The organism is Leifsonia sp. P73 (genome assembly GCF_051059105.1).
Classification (GTDB): domain Bacteria; phylum Actinomycetota; class Actinomycetes; order Actinomycetales; family Microbacteriaceae; genus Leifsonia.
This window is the reverse complement of record NZ_CP194931.1, coordinates 902,688-916,029: the sequence shown is the minus strand read 5'-3', so window position 1 is coordinate 916,029 and position 13,342 is coordinate 902,688. Positions and strand designations below refer to the sequence as shown.

At 71.6% G+C, this 13,342-nt stretch carries 11 protein-coding genes and 1 pseudogene; 7 read left to right on the top strand and 5 right to left on the bottom strand.

Annotated features, from left to right (window positions below; genetic code table 11):
* Positions 1-35: 35 nt before the first annotated feature.
* A complete protein-coding gene (locus tag ACQ86L_RS04650; RefSeq protein ID WP_434317874.1) occupies positions 36-1,499 on the top strand; it encodes a bifunctional phosphatase PAP2/diacylglycerol kinase family protein in 1,464 nt (487 codons plus the stop codon).
* On the opposite strand, the pseudogene ACQ86L_RS04645 reads toward ACQ86L_RS04650, so the two are convergent.
* A pseudogene (locus ACQ86L_RS04645) lies at positions 1,486-3,887 on the bottom strand (ATP-dependent DNA ligase). The gene ACQ86L_RS04650 and the pseudogene ACQ86L_RS04645 sit on opposite strands and share 14 nt — an antisense overlap.
* Positions 3,888-3,974: 87 nt before the next feature.
* Here ACQ86L_RS04645 and ACQ86L_RS04640 point away from each other — a divergent pair.
* Together ACQ86L_RS04640 and ACQ86L_RS04635 are read left to right on the top strand one after the other, a co-directional pair.
* On the top strand, positions 3,975-4,865 hold the full coding sequence (locus ACQ86L_RS04640) for a Ku protein (protein WP_434317873.1): 891 nt from the start codon (positions 3,975-3,977) through the stop codon (positions 4,863-4,865).
* The gene (locus ACQ86L_RS04635) at positions 4,862-5,827 is read left to right on the top strand and encodes a DNA topoisomerase IB (protein WP_434317872.1); all 966 of its coding nucleotides are present in this window, start codon (positions 4,862-4,864) and stop codon (positions 5,825-5,827) included. The genes ACQ86L_RS04640 and ACQ86L_RS04635 overlap by 4 nt, the downstream gene beginning before the upstream one ends.
* 3 nt (positions 5,828-5,830) lie before the next feature.
* Here ACQ86L_RS04635 and ACQ86L_RS04630 read toward each other — a convergent pair whose 3' ends face one another.
* Positions 5,831-7,252, bottom strand: a complete 1,422-nt coding sequence (locus ACQ86L_RS04630; protein ID WP_434317871.1) for an MFS transporter — start codon at positions 7,250-7,252, stop codon at positions 5,831-5,833.
* 263 nt (positions 7,253-7,515) lie between these two features.
* Between ACQ86L_RS04630 and ACQ86L_RS04625 the strand changes: the two genes are divergently transcribed.
* Positions 7,516-8,427 (top strand): sigma-70 family RNA polymerase sigma factor, encoded by a 912-nt coding sequence (locus tag ACQ86L_RS04625; protein ID WP_345834652.1) that lies wholly within the window; start codon positions 7,516-7,518, stop codon positions 8,425-8,427.
* A 32-nt stretch (positions 8,428-8,459) separates the two neighbouring features.
* Here ACQ86L_RS04625 and ACQ86L_RS04620 read toward each other — a convergent pair whose 3' ends face one another.
* Positions 8,460-8,642 (bottom strand): hypothetical protein, encoded by a 183-nt coding sequence (locus ACQ86L_RS04620; protein ID WP_434317870.1) that lies wholly within the window; start codon positions 8,640-8,642, stop codon positions 8,460-8,462.
* A 113-nt stretch (positions 8,643-8,755) separates the two neighbouring features.
* A complete protein-coding gene (locus tag ACQ86L_RS04615; RefSeq protein WP_434317869.1) occupies positions 8,756-9,097 on the bottom strand; it encodes an ATP-dependent DNA ligase in 342 nt (113 codons plus the stop codon).
* A 107-nt stretch (positions 9,098-9,204) separates the two neighbouring features.
* On the opposite strand from ACQ86L_RS04615, the gene ACQ86L_RS04610 reads away from it, so the two are divergent.
* Entirely contained in the window at positions 9,205-10,707 is a 1,503-nt protein-coding gene (locus ACQ86L_RS04610; protein WP_434317868.1) for an SDR family oxidoreductase, read from the top strand.
* Here ACQ86L_RS04610 and ACQ86L_RS04605 read toward each other — a convergent pair.
* Entirely contained in the window at positions 10,688-11,245 is a 558-nt protein-coding gene (locus ACQ86L_RS04605) for a MarR family winged helix-turn-helix transcriptional regulator (RefSeq protein ID WP_434317867.1), read from the bottom strand. The genes ACQ86L_RS04610 and ACQ86L_RS04605 overlap by 20 nt on opposite strands.
* 73 nt (positions 11,246-11,318) lie before the next feature.
* On the opposite strand from ACQ86L_RS04605, the gene ACQ86L_RS04600 reads away from it, so the two are divergent.
* The gene (locus ACQ86L_RS04600; RefSeq protein WP_434317866.1) at positions 11,319-12,446 is read left to right on the top strand and encodes a polyprenyl synthetase family protein; all 1,128 of its coding nucleotides are present in this window, start codon (positions 11,319-11,321) and stop codon (positions 12,444-12,446) included.
* Entirely contained in the window at positions 12,443-13,342 is a 900-nt protein-coding gene (locus tag ACQ86L_RS04595) for a phytoene/squalene synthase family protein (RefSeq protein WP_434317865.1), read from the top strand. The genes ACQ86L_RS04600 and ACQ86L_RS04595 overlap by 4 nt, the downstream gene beginning before the upstream one ends.

Sequence of the window (13,342 nt, the reverse complement as noted above, 5' to 3'; positions counted from 1 at the left end):
CTCGCCGAATCAACCACCGCACTACCGGTCCCGGGGTGGACCGGTTCTGGCGCCTGTTCAGCGGAGCCGCCGACCACGGCGTCCTCTGGTTCGCCGTCGCCGGAGTGCTCGTCGCGCTCGGGAAGCCGCGGGCCGCGATGCGCGGCGTGGTCTCGCTCGGCGTCGCCAGCCTTGTCGCCAATGTGGTGGGCAAGCAGCTCGTCGGCGGCGACCGGCCCACGCTCACCTCCATCCCGATCGCGCGGCGGCTCGATCGTTCGCCGACCTCGCCGTCCTTCCCGTCGGGGCACACCGCGAGCGCTGTCGCGTTCGCGACCGGCGTCGCGCTGGACGCGCCCGCGGCCGGCGCCGTCCTGGCGCCGCTCGCGGCGGCGGTCGGCTACTCCCGGCTGCACACCGGCGCGCACTGGTTCTCCGACGTCGTGGGCGGCGCCGCGATCGGCGCCAGCGCCGCGACTCTGGTGAAGGCCGCCGGTCCGGCTCTGCGGCGGATCCGGCCGGCGTCGCGCCGGGACGAGCCCACCGCGAATGCGGCCGAGCTTCCGGTGCTCGCGCGCGGCGCCGGTGCGTTCATCGTCGTCAACCCCGGCTCAGGCGCCGGGCTCGGCAGGCCGGACGCGCGCTCGCTGCTCGGCGAACGACTCCCCGAGGCGCGCGTCTACGAGCTGCAGAGCGGTGACGACATCGCGACGCTCGTCCGCGAGCAGCTCGGCTCGGCGGAGCCGCCGCGCGCACTCGGCGTCTCGGGAGGGGATGGGACGGTCTCGGCGATGGCGCACGAGGCGCGCCTGGCAGGACTTCCGCTGCTCGTGCTCCCTGGCGGCACGTTCAACCACTTCGCGAAAGCGGTGGGCGTCGACTCGGCGGAGGCGGCGCTCGACGCGTTCGAAGCGGGTGCCGGCCGCCGGGTCGACGTCGCCGAGCTGCGCCTCCCCGGCGGCCGGGACGGCGACGCCGTGACCCGGACGGTGCTGAACACCTCGTCGGTCGGCATCTACCCGGCCTTCGTCGCCGAGCGGGAGCGGCACGAGGGCCGCTGGGGCAAGCCCCTCGCCGCCGTGATCGCCGCGGTGCGGGTGGTGCGGAAGAGCACCCCGATCGAGCTGGAGGTCGACGGCCGCCCGCGGACGATCTGGTCGGTGTTCGTCGGGGTCGACCGCTATTACCCGCTGACGGTCGCACCGATCGAACGGCGGCGGCTCGACGACGGAGTGCTGGACGTCCGGATCCTCGACGCAGGACGCCGGCCCAAGACCCGCGGCGCGGTCGCCCTCGCGTTCGGCGGGCGGACCGACTCGTTCGTGGCGCGGCTCCCGTTCCTCCAGGGCCCGCCCGCGGTCGACGGATTCACCGCCGAGGTCCTGTCGCTGCGGTCGCGTGGCGACGACCCGGGCTACGCCCACGACGGGGAGGCCTCCACCACGACCCCGGGTGACGCGATCGAGCTGCGTATCCTCCCGACGGCGCTCGCCGTCTACGCGCCGGTCAGCTCTCCTTGACCACCTGGTCGACGCGCTTGTCCGGCCGCAGGCCGCGCCAGGACGGCTGACGCAGCCGGTCGGTGCCGGTCCACTCGGCGAACTCGACCTCTCCGACGTACTCCGGCCGCACCCAGTGGGCGCCTCGGGCGTCGAGCGAGGGGACGCCCTCCAGCGGGGGAGTCGTGCGCGGGTGGGCTGCGAGCTTCTTCGCCAGGTCGTCGAGCATCGCGTCGGTGAAGCCGGTGCCCACCTTGCCCACGTAGCGCAGCCCGTCGCCGTCCGGGATGCCGAGCAGCAGCGCGCCGATGCCGTTCGCGCGGCGGCCGTTGCCGGGGGTCCAGCCGCCGATGACGACCTCCTGCGTGAGGTGGTGCTTGATCTTGATCCAGGTGCGGGAGCGCCGGCCGGTCGCGTACGTGCCGTCGCGCTGCTTGGCCATGACGCCCTCCAGGCCCAGCTCTTTGGACGAGGAGATGGCGTGGTCGACGTCGCCGGCGAACGCCGGGGGCACCTGCACCGGGTCGTCCTTGGGCGGGCGGAGGGTGTCCTGGAGGAGGGCGCGGCGGTCGTCGTACGTCTTCTTCCGGAGGTCCTTCCCGTCGAGCTCCAGGAGGTCGAAGACGAAGTAGTGTGCGGGCGCGCGCTCGGCCGCCGCGCGCACCTCCGCTGGGCGGGTGAGGCCCATCCGGGTCTGCAGGAGGCCGAAGTCGGGCCGGCCTTTCGGGGTCAGCGTGACGATCTCGCCGTCCAGGACCAGGTCGTGGTCGCCCGCGAGGCCGACCAGGCCGGCGAGGTCGGGGTAGGTGCCGGTGACGTCGTTGCCGTTGCGGGTGGTCAGCCGCAGGGCGCCGTCGCGGACGACCGCGATGGCGCGGATGCCGTCCCACTTCATCTCGAACGCCCACTCCGACTCGTCGTGGATGTCGGCGCGCGAGCCGAGGGTGGCGAGCATGGGGGAGACGGGGGTGTCGGTGATGGGGGCGGGTGACCGCTTCGCCGGTGCCTTCCCTGCACCCCCTCCTTCATCAGGTGGATGAGCCAGTTCTTCTCGTCCCCGCCCTGCTTGGTCGCGATGAGCGCGAACTTCCGCGGCTCGCCGCCGAGCCCGCCGTCCGGCTGCCCGTGCAGCGTCGCGATCACCTCGTCGTCGCGCCACTTCTCCAGCTCGTACTCGCCGTGGTCCCAGATGTCGACGTGGCCCGCGCCGTACTCGCCGTGCGGGATGTCGCCGGCGAACGTTCCGTACTCCAGCGGGTGGTCCTCCACGTGCACGGCCAGGTGGTTCTGCTTCGGGTCGGTCGGCGGCCCCTTCGGCAGCGCCCAGCTGACGAGGACGCCGTCGTGCTGGAGGCGGAAGTCCCAGTGCAGCCGGCGCGCGTGGTGCTCCTGGATGACGAACGAGCGGCCGTCGGCGGCGTCCGGGCTGACCTCCGGCACCGGCTCCGGGGTCTTGTCGGCGTCGCGCTTCGAGCGGTAGGTCGTCAGCCGGTCGGTCCCTTCGGCTGCCGCACGTCCCGCCGACAGGTCCGCGAGCGGATCGCCACGGCGCTTCACCCGCTCCAGCACCTCGGGGTACTCCAGCTGCCGCAGCTCCTTCGACGCCAGCTCCCGCCAGGTGCGCGGCGCCGCGACAGTCGGCCGGAACCGCCCGCGCAGCGAGTACGGCGCGATCGTGGTCTTCGCGCCGTTGTTCTGGCTCCAGTCGACCAGCACCTTGCCCGTGCGCAGCGCCTTCTTCATGTCGCTGACGACGAGGTCGGGGTGGTCGGCCTCCAGTGCGCGCGCCAGCTCGTGCGCGACCGCGGAGACCTGGTCGCTGGTCTGCGAGCCGTCGAGCGGCGCGTACAGGTGGATGCCCTTCGACCCGCTCGTGACCGGCAGCGGGTTGAGCCCCATATCGGCGAGGATGGCGCGCGCCAGCCGGGCGACCTCCGCGCAGTCCTGCAGGGTCGCGCCGTCGCCGGGGTCCAGATCCAGCACGAGACGGTCGGGGTTGCGCCGCGTCTCGCCGCGGCCCACGCGCCACTGCGGCACGTGCAGCTCCAGCGACGCGATCTGGGCGAGCCAGACAAGCGTCGCCCGGTCGTTCACCAACGGGTAGGTGTTCGCGCTGGTCTTGTGCGTGATCGTGCGCTGCTTCACCCAGCCCGGGGTGGAGGCCGCATCGAGGTTCTTCTGGAAGAACACCTCGCCGGGGTGCTCCGGCGTCCCGACCCCGTGCACCCAGCGCTTGCGGGTGGCGATGCGGTCGCGCGTGTGCGGGATCATCACCTCGGCGATGGCGCTGTAGTAGCCGATGACGTCGGCCTTGGTGGTCCCGGTCTCCGGGTACATGACCTTGTCGAGGTTCGTCAGCCGCAGCCGGTGGCCGTCGATCGAGACCGTCTCGGTGTCCTCCGCAACCATGTGGACACCGTACGCCGCGCGCGCCGTCCGGCGGCAGATACCGCTTCCCCTGTTGTCTTTCCGCGGGAGCGCGGACACGATGGAGCCATGAGGGCCATTTGGACGGGAGCCATCACCTTCGGACTGGTCAACGTGCCGGTGAAGGTCTACAGCGCGACCGAGGACCACGACGTGGCGCTGCACCAGGTGCACGACGCCGACGGCGGACGCATCCGGTACAAGCGCGTGTGCGAGATCGACGGCAAGACGATCCCGTACGAGCACATCGCGAAGGCGTACGACGACGGCGAGCGGACGGTCATCCTGACGCCGGAGGACCTGGAGTCGCTTCCCGCCGAGCGCAGCCGCGAGATCGACGTCGTGGAGTTCGTGCCGAACGACCAGCTCGACCCGATCATGTTCGACCGCTCCTACTACCTGGAGCCGGACTCCAAGTCGCTCAAGGCGTACGCGCTGCTGCGCAAGACGCTGGAGGACGAGGACCGCACCGCGATCGTCAACTTCGCACTGCGGCAGAAGACCCGGCTGGGCGCGCTGCGGGTGCGCGGCAACGTCCTGGTGCTGCAGACGATGCTGTGGCACGACGAGATCCGGGCGGCCGAGTTCCCGTCGCTGGAGACGACGCCGCGCATCACCGAGCGGGAGCTGTCGCTGTCCTCCGCGCTGATGGAGAGCTTCGCGGGCGACTTCGAGCCGGAGAAGTTCAGCGACGAGTACCAGGAGGAGCTGCGCAAGCTGATCGACGCGAAGCTGGAGCAGGGTGAGAGCATCGACACGGCCGCCACCTTCGGCGAGGAGCCGGAGGAGGCCGAGAAGGGCGGCGGCGAGGTCATCGACCTGATGGAGGCGCTGCAGCGCAGCGTCGAGCGGAGCCGCGGTGGCGGGTCGAAGGACTCGTCAGAGACGAAGGCAGCGCCGAAGGGGAAGAGCGCGGCGGAGAAGAAGGCCCCCGCGAAGAAGGCCAAGAAGCCCGCGTGACGCGCCTGCGCCGCAGCGACCCCGCCGGGCCGGGCTATGCCCGCCGCAGCTCCGCGAAGGGCCCGGTGTACGTGGACGAGGCGGGCAACCGCATCGTGGACGAGCGCGAGCTGGAGCGCATCCGCTCGCTCGTCATCCCGCCCGCCTGGCAGGACGTCTGGATCTCGCCGGACGCTCGCGGCCACATCCAGGCCGTGGGGACGGACGCGGCCGGGAGGAGGCAGTACCTGTACCACGAGTCGTGGCGGCTGCATCAGGACCGGGTCAAGTTCGAGCGGGCCGCCCAGCTCGCCGAGACGCTGCCTGCCGCTCGCCGCAATGTCACGATGGACCTGCGGCAGGAGGGGTTCGGGCGCGACCGCATCCTCGCGGCGGCGTTCCGCGTCATCGACCTCGGCTCCTTGCGGATCGGCAGCGAGGAGTACCTGCACGCCAACGGCAGCCGCGGGCTGACGACCCTGCTCTGCCGGCACGCGGCGATCGACGGCGACGAGGTGACCCTGACCTTCCCGGCCAAGTCGGCGCAGAAGTGGGCGAGCACGATCGAGGACGCCGACCTCGCCGAACTGCTCGCGGAGATCGTCGCGGCCCGCGGGCCGCGCTCCCGGCTGCTGTCGTGGAAGGACGGGACCTGGCACACGATCCGTCCGGCGTCGCTGAACGAGTACATCCAGCGCCAGACCGGCGGCGAGTTCACCGCCAAGGACTTCCGCACGCTGCACGGCACGATCGTCGCGGCGCAGGCGCTCGCCGGGCTGGGCGTCGCGCACCGCGAGGCGCAGCGCGCGAAGCGGGTGACGGCCGCCGTCGCCGAGGCCGCGGACGCTCTCGGCAACACCCCGACGATCGCACGCAACAGCTACATCGACCCGCGCGTGTTCGACCGGTACCGGGCCGGGGAGGTCATCGACACCCGCGGCGGCCGCGCTCCCGAGCCGGCGCTGCTGGAGTTGCTGGCCTGACCCCTACCGCTTCGTCGCCGGCTGCGCGGGCGTCTCCGCCGACAGCGGCGCGGCCACGTCCTCCAGCGACTTCCGCTCCGCGTCCACGCCGAGGAACAGCTCGACCAGTCCGGCCGCGATCATCAGCCCCGCGCCGATGTAGTACCCGATCGAGACCGCCTGGACGCCGCCCCCGATGAGCTGGCCGAACAGGATCGGCCCGACGATGCCGCCCGCCGCCGTGCCGACCGCGTAGAAGAACGCGATCGCCATCGCGCGGGTCTCCATCGGGAAGATCTCGCTCACCGTCAGGTAGGCCGCGCTCGCGCCCGCCGAGGCGAAGAAGAACACGACCATCCAGCAGACCGTCAGCCAGACGGCGTCGAGCGCGCCGGCGGAGAACAGCAGAGCGGTGCCGATGAGCAGGACGCCGGAGCCGACGTAGGACAGCGTGATCATGAACCGGCGGCCCACCGAGTCGAACAGCCGGCCGAGCAGCAGCGGCCCGAGGAAGTTGCCGATCGCGATCGGGATCAGCGACCACGGCGCGACATCGGCCGGCACCTTCAGCAGGTTCGTCAGCACCAGCGCGTAGGTGAAGAACACCGCGTTGTAGAGGAACGCCTGGCCGATGAACAGCGACAGCCCGAGGATCGATCGCTTCGGGTACTGGTGGATGCCCACCCGGATGATCTCCCCGAAGCCGGTCGAGCGGCGCTGGCGGATCTCGATCTCCTTGTCATCGGGCACGGCCTCCAGGCCGGAGCCGCGCTCCTCCTCGATGCCGCGCTCGATCTCGGCGACCTCCTTCTCGGCGGCCTCGTCGCGGCCGTGGATGAACATCCAGCGCGGCGACTCCGGCACGTTCCTGCGGACCAGCAGGATGACCAGTCCCAGCACCGCGCCGAGGCCGAAGGCGATGCGCCAGCCGATGTTCGCGGGGAAGATCGCCGTGTTCAGCAGGAACACCGTGAGGATGGCGCCGAAGGCCGTCCCGAGCCAGTACGACCCGTTGATGGCGAGGTCGACGACGCCGCGGCGGCGTGCCGGGATGAGCTCGTCGATCGCGGAGTTGATCGCCGCGTACTCGCCGCCGATGCCCGCGCCGGTGAAGAACCGGAACACGAAGAACATCCACGGTGCGACCGAGAACGCCGTGAGCACGGTCGCGAGCAGATAGAGGCCGAGCGTGACGATGAAGAGCTTCTTGCGGCCGAACCGGTCGGTCAGGTAGCCGAAGACCAGGGCTCCGACGCACGCGCCAGCCACGTAGATCGCCGCCGCGAGGCCGACCTGCGGGGTGGTCAGTCCGAGCCCGGAGGCCTTCTCGGTCAGGCGGCTCGCGATCGCACCGACGATGGTGACTTCGAGCCCGTCCAGGATCCACACGGTCCCGAGGCCGACGACGACGAGCCAGTGGAAGTGCGACCAGGGGAGGCGGTCCAATCGCGCAGGGATACTGGTGCGGATGGTCTTGAGGCCCCCGGCACCCTGGGAATCAGATGAATGCACGCTCATGCGTGTGACACTACGAGCGTCCTCACTCGGCGCTAGGCCCTTGACAACGAGCAATTGCGCCGAAGCAAGCGACACGCCTAGCGAGTGCTACCACCCTTGTCAACCCCTTGTTGGGGGAGTGGGCAATCTGATTCCGTTAGCTCACGAATCGAGGCAGAAAACACCTGCGCACGACGAAATGGGATGACACGATGACGACGCTCGAAGTGACCAATGATCCAGTTCGCGACTACCTCAATTCCATCGGACGGACCCGCCTGCTGACGGCGGACGAGGAAGTCGCCCTGGCCAAGCGGATCGAGATCGGCGTCCTCGCCGGCGACCGCCTCGCCACCCGCCCCGGACTGACCCCGCGCGAGAAGCGCGAGCTGCAGTACCTGGCCGACGACGGCAAGCGCGCCTTCGAGCGCTTCATCGAGGCGAACCTCCGCCTCGTCGTCAGCATCGCCAAGCGCTACGCGGGCCGCGGCCTGGCGGTGATGGACCTGATCCAGGAGGGCAACCTCGGCCTGGTGCGCGCGGTCGAGAAGTTCGACTACCGCACCGGCAACAAGTTCTCCACCTACGCCACCTGGTGGATCCGCCAGTCCATCCTGCGCGGTATCGCCGACACCGCCCGCCTGATCCGCATCCCGGTGCACACGGTGGAGAAGATCGACAAGCTGGACCGCATCCGCCGCGACCTCGGCGGCGAGCTGGGCCGCACGCCCACGCTGGAGGAGATGGCGGAGGCCGCCAACCTGACCCCGGCCGAGGTGCACAAGCTGCGGATGAGCGACTCCGAGACCGTGTCGCTCGCCGTGCCGGTCGGCGAGAACGAGGGCGCTGAGCTCGGCGACCTGATCGAGGACGGCGACGCCCCCGGCCCGTCGGAGTCGGTCGAGGTCGAGTTCCGCCACCGCGACCTGGAGGAGCGCCTGCGCGAGCTGCCGCCGCGCGACGCCAAGGTCGTCCGGATGCGCTTCGGCCTCGACGGGCACAAGCCGATGACCCTCGACGAGGTCGGCGCGGTCTACGGGATCACCCGCGAGCGCGTGCGCCAGCTGGAGACGCGAAGCCTCAAGCGCCTGCGCAGCCCCGAGCTGCTCGAATACCTGCGCTGAGGCGCCGGGAGGTCTTACCGGGAACCCCGGGCTCAGCCGAGCTCGGGGTTCTCGTTTATCGCGACCGCCTCGTCGAACGGGATGTCCCCGGGGCGATCCCCGGGGGCGGCCTCATCCGCACCGGCCTCCGCATCCGCGGGGGCGGCGACGGTCTCCGCCACGGGCGCTTCCGCCGGAGCGGCAGCGACGAGCGGGTCTTCTGATTCCGGTGACATGGCGCGCCTCCCATCTGCCATGATCACGCCCAACATTAGGCGCGGGCTGGGAGACGATCAAGTATGGCTGAGCGTCTCTCAGCGAGTTCGTGGCGCCGGTGGAGGCGCGCCGATCAGCGGCCGGGAGGCGAGTCGGCGTTGACCTCGTCGGCGCCGAGCGCGCCGATCTCCTCGGTCAGCTGGAGTCCCTGGGCACTGTTGGAGGACAGGGTGAGCTGCTCCAGCCACTTCTTGTTGATCGACGGCGGCCGTCCGCCGCTGTAGCGGAACAGCAGGGGGATGGCCGGGTCGACCCAGATGGCGCTCCGGCCGTCGCCGACGCCCTGCTCGTCGCGCCAGGAGAAGAAGAAGCCCTCTTTCCGCCGCAGCTTCAGTCCGACGACGATCTGCAGGTGAGCGAGGACCCTGTCCTCGAATCCGATCTCGGTCGTACCGCCGTAAACGAGCTTGCCCATGCGAAAACCGTACCTGAATCCCGGTGAATGCATGCATTCGGCGCGAGGAAACGGCCCTGCGGTTTTTCGTGCGCCGGGGCCTGCACGCACGGGGGTATGGTCGCACGGTGGAACCTCGACGCGTGCTCGTCACCGGCGCCACCGGCTACATCGGCGGCAGGCTGGTGCCGCGCCTCCTGGAGCGCGGCTACCGGGTGCGGGTGCAGGTGCGATCGCCGATCAAGCTCACCGACGTGCCCTGGGCGGCCGAGGTGGAGCTCGTGAAGGGCGACCTGCACGACCGAGGGTCGGTCGAGGAGGCCGTGCGCGATGTCGACATCGTCTACTACCTCGTGCACTCCATGCGCGCGACCGGCGACTTCGACGAGGAGGAGGCGGACGGTGCGCGTTCTGTCGCCGACGCGTCGGCGGCGGCCGGCGTGAGCCGGATCGTCTACCTCGGCGCGCTGCACCCGGACGGCCCGCTCTCGCGGCACCTGCGCTCGCGCGTCGCCGTCGGCCGCATCCTCCTCGACTCCGGCGTGCCGACCGTCGTGCTGCAGGCCGGCGTCGTCATCGGCTCCGGCTCGACGTCGTTCGAGATGATCCGGCAGCTCACCGACGTCCTCCCGTACATGCCGGCGCCGCGGTGGGTCCGCAACCGCATCCAGCCGATCGCGGTGCGCGACGTGCTGCACTATCTGCTGGCCGCCGCCGAGCTCCCGCCGGAGGTATCCCGCGCCTTCGACATCGGCGGGCCCGACATCCTGCGCTACGGGCAGATGATGAACGGCTACGCGCTGGAGGCCGGGCTGCGGCAGCGGCCGATCGCGGCGCTGCCGGTGTTCACGCCGTGGCTGGCGTCGCAGTGGGTGAACCTGGTCACGCCGATCCCGCGCGCGCTCGCCGTGCCCATCATCGAGTCGCTGCAGTACGACTGCGTCATGCGCGAGCACGACATCGACGCCGTCATCGCCCCGCCGGAGGGCGGCCTCACCGGTTACCGCGCGTCCGTGCGTCTCGCGCTGGCGCGCCTGCGCGCCGGGACCGTCGAGACGAGCTGGCAGGACGCCTCGGTGTCCGGAGCGCCCAGCGATCCGCTGCCGAGCGACCCGGACTGGTCGGGGCACACCGTCTACACCGATGTTCGCGAGAGGACCAGCACGGCGCCGCCCGCGGAGGTCTGGCGCGTGATCGAGGGGATCGGCGGCGACCGCGGCTGGTACTCCTTCCCGCTCGCCTGGGCACTGCGCGGCTGGCTGGACAAGCTGGCGGGCGGTGTCGGCCTCCGCCGCGGCCGGCGCGACGCCGACCGTCTGCAGACCGGCGACGCCCTCGACTGGTGGCGGGTCGAGGCGATCCAGCGCGGCTCGGCGCTGCGGCTGCGCGCCGAGATGCGGGTCCCGGGCCTCGCCTGGCTGGAGCTGAGCGTCGCACCGGACGGGGCGGGGTCGCGCTACCGCCAGCGCGCCGTGTTCTTCCCGCACGGGCTCGCCGGCCGGCTGTACTGGCTGGCGATCCTGCCGTTCCACGGGATCATCTTCGCCGGGATGGCCGAGCGGATCGTGGTGGAGGCCGAGCGGGCGGCGCGCGCCGAGCGGCCAGGAGGGGTCACTCCGGCGGAGCCGTGACGAGCGTCGTGGCGCTGAGGTCGTGGAGGAACCGCGTCACGACTTCGCGCTCCTCGTGGCTGAGCGCCCGGGCGACCTCGAAGCGCCGCGCGTGCTGGAGGCCCATCGTGCGGCGCACCTGGCGGTGCGTCTCCGGGGTGATCTCGACGGTGACGGCCCGGCGGTCGGTGGGGTGCGGCTTGCGGACGATGTGGCCGGCGCGCTCCAGCCGGTCGAGCAGCTTGGTGACGGAGGCGGTCGAGATGTGCAGGTGCTCGGCGAGCGCGCCCGCGGTCACCGCGACGTTGGCGTTCGTGGACGCGATGATGTAGCGCAGGGCCTTCATGTCGGTCTCGTTGAGCTGCATCGCGGTGCGGGACTCGAAGCTGAGGCGCTGCTCGGCCTCCCGCCAGCCGCGGACGGCGTCGAGGACGCCGATGACCTCCTGCAGCTCGTCGTCGCTGAGGTCGTCGTGGCGCACGAGCTCCTGCCGCGGGTCGATGACGCGCGGGTCGATCAGGGACCCGGAGATGCGCCGGGCCTCCTCCTTGGAACTCATGCGGACATCCTATTGCCCATCGTAAGAAGCGTGCTAAGTTATTTGCTAACCAGGCTAGGTAAAGGAGGTCGACATGACCCAGCTTCGCCCGGAACTCACCGAACAGCGCAGCGACGACGAGGTCACGGCCCCCGACCCCGTCGAGGAGGATCTGCGCTCGGTCGAGAGCGAGCTGACCGCCTTCCTGAGCGCGCGCGAGCGCGACGCCGAGACGTACGGCGCGGAGTACACGCGCCTGTGGCAGGCCGTGGGGGAGTCCTCCCACGGCGGCAAGCGGCTCCGGCCCCGGCTCGTGCTGGCGGCGTTCCACGGCCTGGCCGGATTCGGCCGCCGCGAGGCGGAAGACCGCACCGCCGCGGTCCGGACCGCGCTCGCCTTCGAGCTCCTGCACAGTGCCTTCCTGCTGCATGACGACGTGATCGACGGCGACACCGTGCGTCGCGGTCGTCCGAACGTCGCCGGCGAGTTCAGCGCCGACGCCCTCTTCCGGGGAGCCGGGTTCCCCCGCGCCCGGCTCTGGGGCGAGTCGGCGGCCATCCTCGCCGGCGACCTGCTGCTGCACGCCGCCGCCCAGTGCGTCGCGCGCCTGAGGGTCGAGGAGGGGACCCGCACCCGGCTGCTCGACCTGTTCGACCGGTCCGTCTTCGTCACGGCCGCGGGCGAGCTGGCCGACGTCGGGCTGGCCACCGGGATGTCCGCGAGCGGTCTGCCCGACGTCCTCGCGATGACCGCGTACAAGACCGCGGAGTACTCGGTGTCAGGGCCGCTCGCCGCCGGCGCCCTCCTCGCCGGTGCGGACGACGAGGCCGTGGAGCTGCTCGCCCGCTACGGCCGGCTGGTCGGCGTCGCCTTCCAGCTCGGCGACGACCTGCTCGGGGTGTACGGCGACGAGAGCGTGACGGGCAAGACCGCGGTCGGCGACCTCCGGCAGGGCAAGGAGACGACGCTCATCGCCTTCGCCCGCGGCACCGCGCAGTGGCCCGACCTGGAGCCGCTGTTCGGGAGGGACGACCTCGGCCCCGACGACACGGCGGAGCTGGCCGCGGGCCTGGAGCGCTGCGGCGCGCGCGTCTTCGCCGAGCGTCTTCTGGCCGACCACGTGGCGGCGGCCGTCTCCGCTCTGGACACCCCGCTGCTGCCGTCCGCGCTCGCGGCGACGCTGACCGGCGTCGCCCTCGGCTGCGTCGGGAGGACGGCATGACCCGCACAGAGCCCACTGTCTCCGGCACCGGCGCTCACACCGACCTCGGACTGTACGGCAAGGCCGCGCACCGAAGCGCCGCCACGATCATCCACGAGTACTCCACCTCGTTCGGGATGGCGACGCGGCTGCTGTCGCCGTCCGTCCGCCCCCGAGTCGAGGACGTCTACGCGCTCGTCCGGGTCGCCGACGAGATCGTGGACGGGGCCGCGGCGGAGGCCGGCCTGACCGCGGAGCAGATCAGGGACGTGCTCGCCGCGCTGGAGGACGACACCGAGCAGGCGCTGCGCACCGGCTACAGCGCCAACGTCGTCGTGCACGCCTTCGCCCGCACGGCCCGGTCGGCCGGCTTCGGCGCCGAGCTGACGCGGCCGTTCTTCGCCTCCATGCGCCGCGACCTCGACCCGGTGGACTTCACCGCGGACGAGCTCAGCGCCTACGTCTACGGCTCAGCGGAGGTCGTGGGGCTGATGTGCCTCGCCGTCTTCCTCGCCGACTCACCCGTGCCGGAGGCGACCCGGCGCCGGCTGGAGGCGGGCGCGCGACGGCTCGGTGCAGCCTTCCAGAAGATCAACTTCCTCCGCGACCTCGCCGTCGACTACGCCGAGCTCGGCCGCAGCTACTTCCCCGGCATCGACCCCGCGCGCCTCACCGAGCGGCAGAAGCTCGCCCTCGTCGTGGACATCGACTGCGACCTGGGCGCCGCCGCCGACGCGATCCCGGAGCTGCCGGAGAACTGCCGGCGTGCCATTGCCGCCGCCCACGGCCTGTTCTCCGAGCTGAGCGACCGGATCCGGCGCACCCCGGCGTCCGAGCTGCTGGTGCGCCGGGTGCGGGTGCCGAACGGCGTCAAGCTGGCGGTCGTGCTGCGCGCCTCCACCGGGTCCCTGCGGTGA